8 protein-coding genes and 1 pseudogene are annotated in these 9,426 nt (G+C 68.4%); 2 read left to right on the top strand and 7 right to left on the bottom strand.

Annotation, left to right across the window (positions count from 1 at the left end; genetic code table 11):
* On the bottom strand, positions 1–913 hold a 913-nt coding region (locus QHF89_RS49270; protein ID WP_284721994.1), incomplete at its 3' end, for a hypothetical protein.
* 1,013 nt (positions 914–1,926) lie between these two features.
* Here QHF89_RS49270 and QHF89_RS49265 point away from each other — a divergent pair.
* Both QHF89_RS49265 and QHF89_RS49260 read left to right on the top strand, forming a co-directional pair.
* A complete protein-coding gene (locus QHF89_RS49265) occupies positions 1,927–2,607 on the top strand; it encodes a hypothetical protein (protein WP_136966300.1) in 681 nt (226 codons plus the stop codon).
* A 116-nt stretch (positions 2,608–2,723) separates the two neighbouring features.
* The gene (locus tag QHF89_RS49260) at positions 2,724–3,293 is read left to right on the top strand and encodes a cytochrome c maturation protein CcmE (RefSeq protein ID WP_136966299.1); all 570 of its coding nucleotides are present in this window, start codon (positions 2,724–2,726) and stop codon (positions 3,291–3,293) included.
* A 68-nt stretch (positions 3,294–3,361) separates the two neighbouring features.
* Here QHF89_RS49260 and gspN read toward each other — a convergent pair whose 3' ends face one another.
* The 6 genes and pseudogenes from gspN to QHF89_RS49230 all read right to left on the bottom strand — a co-directional run.
* Positions 3,362–4,666: a type II secretion system protein GspN gene (gspN, locus tag QHF89_RS49255; RefSeq protein ID WP_136933993.1), complete on the bottom strand. Its 1,305-nt coding sequence runs from the start codon at positions 4,664–4,666 to the stop codon at positions 3,362–3,364.
* Complete coding sequence (locus tag QHF89_RS49250; protein ID WP_136966298.1) at positions 4,663–5,262, bottom strand: type II secretion system protein GspM; 600 nt, start codon at positions 5,260–5,262, stop codon at positions 4,663–4,665. The genes gspN and QHF89_RS49250 overlap by 4 nt, the downstream gene beginning before the upstream one ends.
* Complete coding sequence (pilM, locus tag QHF89_RS49245; RefSeq protein ID WP_136966297.1) at positions 5,259–6,788, bottom strand: type IV pilus biogenesis protein PilM; 1,530 nt, start codon at positions 6,786–6,788, stop codon at positions 5,259–5,261. Before pilM ends, QHF89_RS49250 begins: the two co-directional genes overlap by 4 nt.
* Before the next feature lie 22 nt (positions 6,789–6,810).
* Complete coding sequence (locus tag QHF89_RS49240) at positions 6,811–8,268, bottom strand: type II secretion system minor pseudopilin (RefSeq protein WP_136966296.1); 1,458 nt, start codon at positions 8,266–8,268, stop codon at positions 6,811–6,813.
* Positions 8,269–8,271: 3 nt separating this feature from the next.
* On the bottom strand, positions 8,272–8,973 hold the full coding sequence (locus QHF89_RS49235; RefSeq protein WP_136966295.1) for a type II secretion system protein GspJ: 702 nt from the start codon (positions 8,971–8,973) through the stop codon (positions 8,272–8,274).
* Positions 8,970–9,426, bottom strand: a pseudogene (locus QHF89_RS49230) (hypothetical protein); the annotation flags it as partial. The gene QHF89_RS49235 and the pseudogene QHF89_RS49230, both read right to left, overlap by 4 nt.

Below are 9,426 nucleotides of genomic sequence, written 5' to 3'. Positions count from 1 at the left end.
CCGCGCCCCCGACCTTCCCGATCCCCGCTACAGCCCCCGCGCCCCGCCCGCCCGCAAAAATCTCCTCCTTTGACAAACCCTCCCGCACCCCATCCCCTTCCAGCATCCGCACCCGCCCCCCGGCCAGCGCCACCCCCGTTCCATCCGGCCAAACCCGCGCCCAATGCACCCGCCCCCGCCGCGCCGGAAACGCCGCCCCCTCCTCCCGCCAAACCCCATCCCGCCCGGCCGACCGGAGCCCGCGCCCATCACGCGTCGTAAAAAACGCCCGCTCCCCGGCCCACACCACGAGCCCCACATCATTGCGCCCCTGCCCCTCCATCCGCCGGGGCTCCGCCTCCAGAATCTTCTCCAAACCCGCGCCCGCCCCTGGATCCACCGCACACGCCCCCCGCCCGAGCTTCGCCCCCGTCCCCCCGAACCAGCTCACCTCACAGCTCCCGCCCCTTGCCACTGGCTGCGTCAACAGCCCCACCTGCGCCCCGCCCACCAACCGAGGCGCATAAAACCCCTTCAACGCCCCCCATTCCAGCTCCCCCTCCACCACCTTCGACCGACTCTTCGCCTCGAACCTCCCATCCGCGCCAATCACCCCCCCGCCCACGGCGGCCCACCCCATCCCCGCCACCTTCCTCGCCCCCACCGGTTTGGCACTCTCATACCAAACAATCTCCACGCCCCGCGCCGACCCCCGCGCATCCACCACCCCCATCCCCTCCAGCGGCGGGACAAACCGCAACCCCGTCGCCGTCGCCTCCCCCTCGAACACCCCTTCCCGCGACAACCACCGCACCGTCACCTCCACCGTCGGCCGCGGCGCCGCCTTCTTCCCCACCTCCCTCTTCTTCCCCCCATTCCCCTTCTTCCCCCCATTCCCCTTCTTCCCTGCCGCGGCCGCCTTGCGATTCTGCACGAGGCGCGGGGCTGCTTCTTTTTTGGGGGCGGGGGTGGTGGGTCCTGTTGTTTGAGGGGCCGCAGGCCCCGAGTTCGGGGGAACCGACCCCGCCCCCAAAAAAGAAGCGGCCCCCCGCCCCGCCCCCCCCCCCCCCCTCGCCCCCCCCCCCGCCCCCAAAAAAGAAGCGGCCCCGCGCCGCTCCCCCGACCCCGCATTCGCCCCCACCGTCTCCACCGAAATCAACGCCACCCGCTCCCCGCTCACCGCAATCGCTTTCACGTCCCCGACCCGCTCACACCCGCGGATCTCCGCCACCTCCGACGCCTTCTCGAACACCGACAAACACAGCCGATCCCCGCCCGCCGACGTCACCAGCGCCCGCTTCCCGTCGCTCCGCGCAAACGCAAGCACCACGTTTTCATTCACGAGCCGCACGATCGGCCCCATCCGACCGGATTCTTCCACCCACCGCACATACCCCTCGGGCTCGCCCGCCGCCTGCGACACGAGCAGCGCCGCCGCCTCCCCGAACACCGGCTCCACCGACATCGGCAGGCCCGCCTCCTCCGCTGCACCCAGCGGCAAACGCGTCACCTGCGCGCCCGCGGCCGAGCTCGGCGTCCCCTCCGTCGGCGCACGTTGCTCGCTTGGTTGCTTTCCTCCGCTTGGCTGCTGCCTGTCACGTACGCTCGCGCCCGAGCAGGCAGAGCTTCCGACGAGCAGCCAGAGCAGCAGAAAACTCGGGCCTTTTTGCACACGACGAGAGAGGGGGAGGCGCGCCACGATCGCGCCCACCTTAACGCGGACTTTGCCGGGCGTGCAGGAAGAGCAGCACGAGCGCGTCGTGTCCCTGGACGGTGGCCGCGTGCACGCCGTGCCGCTCGTGGAGTGTCCGCGCCGTACGTGCTCGAGGGCACGTCGGCTGCAATGTCCGACGAACGGCAGGGGGGTTTTCCGGATCGCGAGGGGCTTTCTTTCGAGTGCCTCCCCGCGTTCGGAGGCGATGCCTCTACCTCTCAGGAGGACTTTCGATGACGAAGACCATGCAGCTCACGATGCTCGGTGCCGCGGCCCTCATGACCCTCGGCGTGGGATGCGGGCGCGGCGAGAAACCCGCGCAGAGTGCGCAGCAGCGCCCGACGCCGGCCTTCGAGGCCGCTGCTCCCGCGGAGCAGGGGCGACCGAGCCCGTACTACGGTCAGGGCCAGGCGGGGCAATATGGCCAGGGCCAGGCGGGGCAGGGCCAGGCGGGGCAGTGGGGCCAGGGCCAGGCGGGCCAGGGCCAGGATCAGGGCGGACATGCGGGCATGGGCATGATGAGCGAGCAGGAGATGTGCTCCTCGTTCGTCCAGCACTCGAACCTTCGCGTCGAGGACATCGAGGGGGGCGTCGCGATCATCGCGAGCCCCAAGGCGGGCGTGGACCTCTCCACCTTGCGCGGCGATGCGATCCACATCGCGTACACGATGAGCCCGCCTTCCGGCGAGCAGCACGCGGCGCGGCCCACCAGCGCGGCGGAGCGTTGCGCGCTCTTCGACCTCGGCCAGATGGCGGGCCGCTCGGGCCTGATCGAGCAGGGCAACGAGATTCGTATCCTCCTGCTCGCCCAGGACGCGAGTGGTGTGCCCAACCTGCGTAACCAGACGCGCGCCTTCGTGCGCCAGTGGGGCCAGGAGGGGGTGCAGAGCGGCCAGCAGAAGCGCCAGGACTAGAAGCAACCGGGGCGCGGCTCCACATCCGAGAAGCAGGGCGGAGGTACCTACCCCCGCCCTGCTTTCCTTTCCTGCCCCTCGACCTGCCCGGAAAGGTTCGCTACCCTGAGCTTGTCATGAGCAAGAAGCTGGACGAGGAGCTCGCGCAGGCTGCGGGGATTGGACGGGACGACGACGGGCCGGCGGTGATGCCGCCCCTCACCGTGCCCCAGCCGGCCGAGAAGGCGCGGCCGAAGAACAGCAGCATGGGCCTCTTGATCACGCTGCTCGTCATGGGCGGCGCGCTCGTCGGCCTCTTCATGTTCGGCTTCAAGGAAGCGGCCATTTACGCGACGCCCGTCGATCAGCTCCTCTCGCAGCAGGACAAACTGATGGGCCGCAAGGTCCGCGTCGAGGGTGAGCTCGTGCCGGGCACCCTCGAAAAGCGCGACAAGCCTTGCGAGTATCGCTTCACCATTCATGGCAAGGACGGCAAGCAGACCTTGCCCGTTCGATATCCTCAGTGCGTCATTCCCGACACGTTCCGCGACGTACCGACCGGCGGCGTGCAGGTCACCGTCGAGGGTTCGCTCAAGTCTGCGGCCGAGTTCGAGGCCACGCTCGTCATGGCGAAGTGCACCTCGAAGTACGACCCCAAGACCCACGAGATGCAGCAAGGTGAGGCGAAGGGGATGCCGATCAACTGATCGGATCGGCTCCAAAGAGAAACGCCGGGCGCCCTGGAGAAGGGGCCCGGCGTTTTCGCTTCAATCGTTCATTCGGGCTCGGCTTGGCCCCGGTTTCGCGGGGCGGGGGCCGGGGGCAGCTCTTCGGGTGGCATCGCGGGCGCGGGCTCGCCCGCCGGGGCGGGTTTGTCCGCGGGCTCCGGCGGCGGGGGCGCCTCGCGCGGCGGCTCCACGGGCTTCGGCTCCGGGGCGGCGGGCGCGCGCGCGGGCTCTTCGTCGCCCTTGTCCTTCACCGTCGACGTGCCCAGGGGCAAACCGGACTTCTTCGACGGGAACGGTGAGTCGCCCTTGCCGCGGCCACGACCTGCGGCGGGGCCGTCGGTCGAGTGCGGATCGAACTTCATCCGCGACAGCGCGCCGTGCGCGTGCCAGCCGTAGAACCCGTCTTGCCGCTTGGCCTTCTTGATCTTCGGATCGGCCAGTTCGAAGAGCGACGGCGCGCTCGAGCCCGGCGCGCCGAGCAGCGACTTCGTCAGGTCGCTCTTGTTGCGGTAGGCGTCGGTGAACTTGAAGCGCACGTAGAGGTCGGCGGCCGAGCTGTTCCACGGCTCGCGCACGTTCACCTTCCCGTCGCCCGCGAGCTCGATGTCGGTGCCGTTGGCTTCGAGCTTCGTGACCTTGAGGACGCCTTCCTTCGCCTCGGCCGCGATGACGAGGTCCCCGAGCTTCGCCTCGGGCAGCGCGATCTGGCCTTTGATCTTCGACTTCCCGTCGCCGACGACCATCTCGGCGATCGTCAGGTCGAGCGCGCCGTTTGCCTTGCTGAACTTCCCGCCTTCGGCCGTGAGCTCGAACGTCCCCTTCGCGACGCCTTTCACCGGCACGCCGAGGAAGTCCTTGATCACGTCGACCTTCGCGAGGTTCACGCCTTCGAGCTCGACCTCCACGGGCCCGCTCGAACCGCCCACGGGCACCGTGCCTTTGACCTCGCCGTCGAAGGCCTTCGCCCAGAACTTGATGCGCACGCGGCCGAGGAAGAGCGGCAGGATCTGCAGCCGCGCCTCCACCTCTTCGACCTCGATCACGCTCTCCTTCGGGGCGGGTTTGTCCTTGTCGGCGCTGCTGCTGAAGGAGCTCGACGACGTGTCGTCGCTCGGGGGCAGGTAGAGCCGGACGCCCGTCGCCTCGACGCCCGTGAACCAGTACGAATCGAGCTCGTCGATCTCCAGCCGTTGCCCCGCGCTCTTGCCTTTTTGCGCGGCCTGGAACTCGGCGACGAGGCGGTCCTTCAAGCGATCCCAGGGGAAGGCCAGATAAAAGAAGAGCCCGAGGCACAAGCAATAAAGCGCCGGGTAGGCGAGGAATTTTGCGATACGCAGGAGACGGGCCTTCACGGGATCTTTTCCTCCTCGGCCGTATCCTTCGGCTCGCCCTTGTCCTTGTCTTTTTCTTTCGCGTCCGGCTTGCGGTCGTAGGCGCTCACGCCGAGCTCCACCTCGTACGAGTCCGGCTCGCCGGCGCGCGGGCGGATGTTGAGGCGCGTCACCGCGACGGCGTGGCCCGATTGCTCGATCCGCTCGATCGTCTTCACCAGCGCCAGCATACCCACCTTGTGCATCTTCACCACGGTGAGCCGCTCAGAATACTTCTTCCCGTGCGGGACCTCGGGTTTGTCCTGCGCGTCCGCGATCGTGATCCCGTTCTGCTTCGCGGCGTCCTCGATGAAGCCGGCGAGCGCGGGGGCGGGGCGGCCGTAACGCGCGAGCAGCGCGTCTTGCTTCGCCTTGCGTTCGGCGACCGAGAGGCGCGCTTTGTAGACCTCGTCGATGAGGGCGCGGATCTCGTCGTTCTCGGTGCGCGACGAGCTCACGGCGCTCCAGGCGTAGATCGGCATCGCGAGCACGAGCAGCGCCGCCACGACGCCGGCGAGGACGCCGAGCAGCTTGCGCTCGCGCGGCTCAAGTTTGTCCAGGCGCTCCGCGAACGTCACTTGCCTTCCTCCTTGCCGGCCGCGGGCGAGGACGAGTCCGCCGTGTCAGCGGCGCCCGAGGATTTCGTCGTCGTCTTTTTCTTCTTATCGTCGCACTTCACGTCGAGCTCGAGCACGTATTTCTGTTTGCCCTCGCTGAACTGGGCCGTGCGGCTGATCTTTACTTCCTTGAAGCACTTGTGCTCCTTCATCTTGTCCGCGATCGCCTGCGCGTCGGGGATCGAAGGGACCGTGCCTTGAATCGAGACGTGGCCGCGGTTCACGTCGAACTCGAGGACGTCGTGCGTGATCTCCTTGGGCACGACCTCCGAGAGCTTCACCATGACGTCGAATGCGTCCGCGCGCGGCAGCGGGTCCTCGTCGGCGCTGCCGGGGCCCTTGTCGAGCATGCTGCGCGCTTTCTCCGGCTCCTTCGTCTCCTCGTCGAACACGTCGCCCGTCGCCGTTTCGAGCCGCGAGAGGAGCATTTCCTTCTCGGCCGAGAGGCTCCGGTGCTGGGCGAGCAGGCTGAAGCCGAAGCTCACGACGACCGCGGCGGCGAGGCCCGCGAGGAGCGGGATTTTTTCGCGGAGGAAAGGATAACTGCGCGCGGCCGCGAGGTCGCCCTGGCGCAGGTTGAGGCCGCGCGCCTTGCCGGCGAGGCCCATCGCGAGGCCAATGGCCTTCGCGAAGCGCGGGAGCATCGATTCTTGCTCGGCCGTGACGCCTTCGAGGCGCGGCTTCGGCAAGGGCAGGATCGTGATGCCGAGCTCGGTCGCGAGATATGCCTCCGCGCCCTGCGCGCTCGCCCCGCCGCCGACGAGGTACATGCCCGCGAGCGGGCTGCCGCCCGAGGCGCGCCAGGCCGCCAGGGTTTGTCGCAATTCACGCGAGAGCGCGGGCGCGCTCCCGGGCAAACCGAGCGTGCCGCGCGAGAGCGTGCGCGCGAAGACGGGGTCGCCGCCGCGCAGGATCACGATGTCGCTCGTGGCCTCGCCGAGATCGAGGATCGCGACGGGCAGCGCCGCCTCGCCCGCGGCGGCCTCTTTGCCGAACGGTTTTTCGATTTCAGGCATCACGCCCGCGAGGTTCGCGAGCGGCAGCGCGCCCGTGCCGACGCGCTCGGGCTCCATGCCGAGGGCCTCGCGCACGGCGTCGATGCGCTGCTTCACGTCCTCGATGCGCGCGATGGCCGCGAAGATCGGCACGGTGTCGCCGCCCGGGTTCTTGTCCATGCGGTAATCGAACACCGCGTCCGTGATCTCGAACGGGATCAGGGATTCGAGCTCGAACGGCAGGACGTTGTCGATCTCCTTCAGCGCCGAGGTCGGCATGTCGATCGACCGGAAGAACGTCCGCTCGCCCGAGATCGCGATCGAGATCGCGTCGGCCTTGTGGCCGCCCACGGCGGCGCGGACGGCGTCGATTTCGAGGCCGGTGACGGGCGCCTCGCCGAGGGCCTCGAGCGTGATCTTGCGGTACGAGAGGCGCAGGAGCGCCACCCTCACCACCGCTTTGCCGACGTCGATACCGAGAATTTTGGACATCGTGATGCTCTCTCGAGGAAACCTAATCGATGCGATAATAGACGATCTTGCCGAGCGGGTTCGTAGCAAGCGCGGTCAGCGGATCGACGACGCTGCCCGTGGCCGTGCCGCCGGCCGAGGTCGAGCCTCCCGCGGCCGCCCCCTGCGTGAGCCCCTGCGCGGACGTCGAGCCGGTCGCCGTGCCGCCCGTGAGCGGATCGACGCCGCGCGTGTCCACGACGGCGTGGACGCGCACGCGCGTCGTGCGCTTGCGGCCGGGGACGACGCCCTCGGCGTAAATGCTGAAGACCTTGCTCGTGACGGTGAATTGCTTGGTCGCGCCCGCGTTGAGCCCGCACGGCAGGCCCGCCTGCGTGAGCAGCGGCGTGAGCATCGGCCCGAGCATCGCGCCGAGCGGCCCGGGGACGGTGCCCGTCTTGAGGAGATTGGGGAAATCGGCGGGCTTGGAGAAAATGGGGATCGGGAACGTCTTGAGGACGCCGAGGAGGCCGAGGAACTGTGCCTGGATCGTCGGGTCGGTGCAAAGGGGAATGCCCTGCGTCGCGTTCGATTGTGTTGCGCCTGCGCCGCCCGAGCAGACGGAGCAAGCCGCGGCGAGCAGGGTCTGCGGGTTCGCCGTGTTCACGTTGACCGCTTTTTGGCCCCAGACCGTGAGCGTGCGTGATTTCGGATCGTCCGGGTTCGGCTCGACGAACGTCGCCCAGAAGTCGTCGCCGACGCCGCGGATGAGGCGCAGCTCCTCGAGCGAGTCGTACGCGGCGTTCTTGCGGCGATAGGGGAGGCCGATCGTCTGGTAATAGTTGTCCTCGGCGCCCGTGGAGCCTTGGGCCTGCGAGCCGACGTAACACGTCGAGAGGTTCTCGTCCTGATCGGCCCAATCGGTCAGGGCGCCGCAGATCGTCTGCATCGTCGAATACTGACCGTCGGGGTCCGTGCCATCGAACATCGGCGCGTATTGCGGGCCCTGCATGTGGCTGACGAGCAATCGTTCGAGATCGATGTCCGGGATCGGCGCGGCCCGGTTGACGTTGATCTTCGAATCCTCGTCGACGATCTTGACCGTGAACGAGCCGCCCGTGATGCCAAGGCCCTTGCCCTGCGTGGTATCGACGCCGAGCATTCCCCCGAACGTGGCCATTCCGGTCTCGTCATTGAAGGGGCCGAGCGCGATATCGGTGAACTCCCAGACGGGGAGCTGCTTGAAGGGCAACGGAAGAGGAACGCTCGTGCGGATCGTCGGCTCGGAGGCGATGAGCAGGCGCGAGAGGTTCACGGCGCTCTTCGCCAGGTATTCGGCCTTGAGCGCGTCGCGGTCCGCGAGCGCGGCGGCGAGCTCGGAGGTCGTCTCCTGCTGCAATTCGGTGAGAAACACCGTCAGCACGGTGATCGCGCCGAGCACCATGAGCAGCGCGACGCCGCGGCGCTCTCGTTTTCGCCGGCGGAGCTTCCTGGCCTCCTTTTCGCGGTTCGGCTCGTTCATGGCTCAGTTCGCGAAATCGAGGGCGAGCTGCATCGCGGGGGAGACGCGCGAGCGAAGGACGATCGGCTTGCCGCCGGGGCCGCCATTCAGCACGAGCGTGATGAGGACCTGCTGGGGCAGGCGCCACGGCTGGCCCGTGACCTGCGTCGTGTCCCAGGTGTCGACCCATTCGGAGATGGTGGCGTCGAAATACTGGATGTCGAAGCTCTGCACGTCCTCGACGAGGACATTCACGACGCCGCCCTTTTGCGGCTCCATGTCGAGGTATTTGTCCTCGCGCCGGACGAGGTCCATCGTGCCGGCGTCGTTCCGCGCGCCGAAATAGCCGATCTCGCATTGATCGGACTCGTGCGCGTCGCGGGCGAGGCGGCGGTGCGCGAAGGAGGTGAAATCGAGGCGATCGAACGTGCCCTCGTCCTGGCCGATGAACCCGGTCTTGCGGGTCTGCTGCGAGATCATCGTGGAGCTGTTCGTATAATCGCCGTGCTTCGAGACGAACGCCGCCTGGATCTCGCGCGCCATGCGTTGAATGGCGGCGCGGCCCTGGTGGTATCGGTCGTTCATCCCCGTGATGCCCTTGCGCGAGCGGGACATGCCGTCGAACGCGCCATAAATGAGCGAGCCGATGAGGGCGAGGACGCCGATCGAGACCATCGCTTCGAGCAGCGTGAGGCCACGAATCGAGGCACGACGACGCGTCTTCATCGGCCCATGCCTCCCCCGGGCGCGCCCGGGAACGTGGGACGGCCACCGCCGCCGAAAGGATTGCCGCCGCCGAAAGGATTGCCGCCGCCCGTGGGATTGCCGCCGCCCGTGGGATTGCCGCCGCCCGTCGGGTTCATCTGGGCCTCGACGGCGTCGAGCGCGTCGTTCGTGATGAGCGTCGGCTTCGGGTTCGTCACCCATTGCACGATATCGAACGAATGTTCGCGGGAGCCCTCGGTCCATGTGACCGTGACCGTGACGCGGCGGGTGTTCGTCTCGAAGATCGACTTGAGCGCCGGATACACGAACGTGCCGACGAGCTGGAGCATGCCGCCGAGCGCATCCGCGCCCGTGGCGCCGCCAAGCGCGCCCGCGACGTCGCCGAGGCCGCCGCCCGCGAGGTCGCCCGTCGCCGGGGGCGTCGCGCCGCCGGCGAGGCCGAGCAGACCGCCC

The organism is Polyangium sorediatum, assembly GCF_029946465.1.
GTDB lineage: Bacteria > Myxococcota_A > Polyangia > Polyangiales > Polyangiaceae > Polyangium > Polyangium fumosum.
This window is presented reverse-complemented; position numbering and strand designations above follow the sequence as displayed.

What these genes read in the sequence shown, in the direction of transcription:
- QHF89_RS49235 (WP_136966295.1), bottom strand. Translation starts at nt 8,973, where the DNA reads ATGAAGACGCGTCGTCGTGCCTCGATTCGTGGCCTCACGCTGCTCGAA.
- QHF89_RS49265 (WP_136966300.1), top strand. Translation starts at nt 1,927, where the DNA reads ATGACGAAGACCATGCAGCTCACGATGCTCGGTGCCGCGGCCCTCATG.
- QHF89_RS49240 (WP_136966296.1), bottom strand. Translation starts at nt 8,268, where the DNA reads ATGAACGAGCCGAACCGCGAAAAGGAGGCCAGGAAGCTCCGCCGGCGA.
- QHF89_RS49260 (WP_136966299.1), top strand. Translation starts at nt 2,724, where the DNA reads ATGAGCAAGAAGCTGGACGAGGAGCTCGCGCAGGCTGCGGGGATTGGA.
- pilM (WP_136966297.1), bottom strand. Translation starts at nt 6,788, where the DNA reads ATGTCCAAAATTCTCGGTATCGACGTCGGCAAAGCGGTGGTGAGGGTG.